The sequence below is a fragment of the Halolamina salina genome (assembly GCF_042678005.1).
GTDB lineage: Archaea > Halobacteriota > Halobacteria > Halobacteriales > Haloferacaceae > Halolamina > Halolamina salina.
The window spans coordinates 1-1,617 of the sequence record NZ_JBHUDH010000108.1 but is presented as its reverse complement, the minus strand read 5'-3'; the positions used below and the strand labels follow the sequence as shown (position 1 = coordinate 1,617).

At 43.9% G+C, this 1,617-nt stretch carries 1 protein-coding gene; it reads right to left on the bottom strand.

From position 1 onward, the window contains the following. Nucleotides 1–1,617, bottom strand: a 1,617-nt coding sequence (locus tag ACFR9S_RS09705) for a DUF1156 domain-containing protein (RefSeq protein ID WP_379818516.1), incomplete at both ends; no start/stop codon positions are given.

Sequence of the window (1,617 nt, the reverse complement as noted above, 5' to 3'; positions counted from 1 at the left end):
ATGGTCGGATTCAAGGAGTTCTGCAGCCTTTTCCCGGGCTACTTCACGTGTTCTATCTTTAATATCACGCCAAAGAGTAGGGTTTCTATCGGAAGGTTCTCTTTTGGGCTTTCGACAAGTCAATAGTAAGGTACTATCTGCTGATGCGTTCTCTTGCACTCCGACTCGATAAGGGACTTCACTCGTGATAGTATGGGTTGCTGAAATAATAAATCCAGATTGAATAATCGACATGGTAAGAGAATCCCATGCTTCAATCTCCTTGTCAGTAAAGTAGATCGTCAGAGTCCCGCCTTGTTCCAGTACTCTATATGCCTCAGAGAAGACCTCACCCATTTTCTCTTCGTAGCGCTCTCTGGCAACCTCCGATGTAGATTCATCTTCGTCAGGATTGACGATTATCGGATTCTCAACTGCTTCATCTTGCTTATTTGTTTCTTGATCAGCGAAGGTCTCTGAGAATACATCTCCGAGATATTCACGGAACCAAACGTAAAACGCATCAGAGATCTCAGCATACATGACGTTATCCCCATAAGGAGGATCAATTACAACACTCTGAATGGAGCCATCATCGCAAGGGAGATTAGCGGCATCACCCTGATACACGGTAGCCGGTTCCTCTACATGGGAGACGTACTGGACGACCTCCTCATAACTTTCTAAAACGTTCTTGCTTTCTGACTCATAGCTGTAGGTGCCGACTGTCAAGTTACTCTCACCAAAGTGCCATTGGAAAGAGAAATTATTATTCCCAAGCATATTATCAGGAGATCCTCGACGTGGTGTAATTGGGTTAAGTCTCGAACTTCTCCTGATCAGCTTTACAGAAATGAACGAAAGGAGTATCAGAATTAGATTTGCTTTCTCCTCCTCATATTGTGATTGAATTTCAGGCTTTACTTGTTCGAAAGCCTCTAGGTATGTCGCGTGGGCGAGGAGTTGTCGAGGACTATACACATCCCTCCATTGTTCAATACCGTATGGTACAGCACGGTCGTAATACCCTTCGTACCGATCAGTAGAGAGAATAGTCGATAGTCTTAGGTTTGATGAGACTTTCTCGTTAGCCTTTTCGATAGCTTTGACATCTTCTTCTGTAGGTGGGTAATATCTTTTACCACCAATATCATCTTCATATCTTACCCCACAAACCTCAAATTCGAAATCACCATTTTTGAATATCTTAACTAAGTCTGATCTTTCAGTCACTACACCACAATGGGGACATTCTGCATCTCCCCCACTTACTGTTCCCTGATTTGGATCATATCCTTCTCTCGTCTCAGCCTCCTCTGGATCAATTATATCGAAGTTGAGTTCACCATCTTCGACTTTGGGGTAGACGGCGGCGTTCCTTCGTCGATTGAAATACCAACGGTTTGAAATTGGTAGAGGATCACCGCAAGAAGGGCAGGTGATACTGTATGCACGGAAGTAGTGGCTTGGAGAAACCCCATTTCGATCGGGGAAGAAATCGTCTAATTCTTCAGAAGTATACTCCTCAATCGATGACACCCAAGTTTGGATGTCCTCTTCAATTGACCCGACGATCGGTGCATACTCCAAGATGACTTTGTTCAAAAGCCAAGCAACAGGATTCAGCTCATTAGAAAT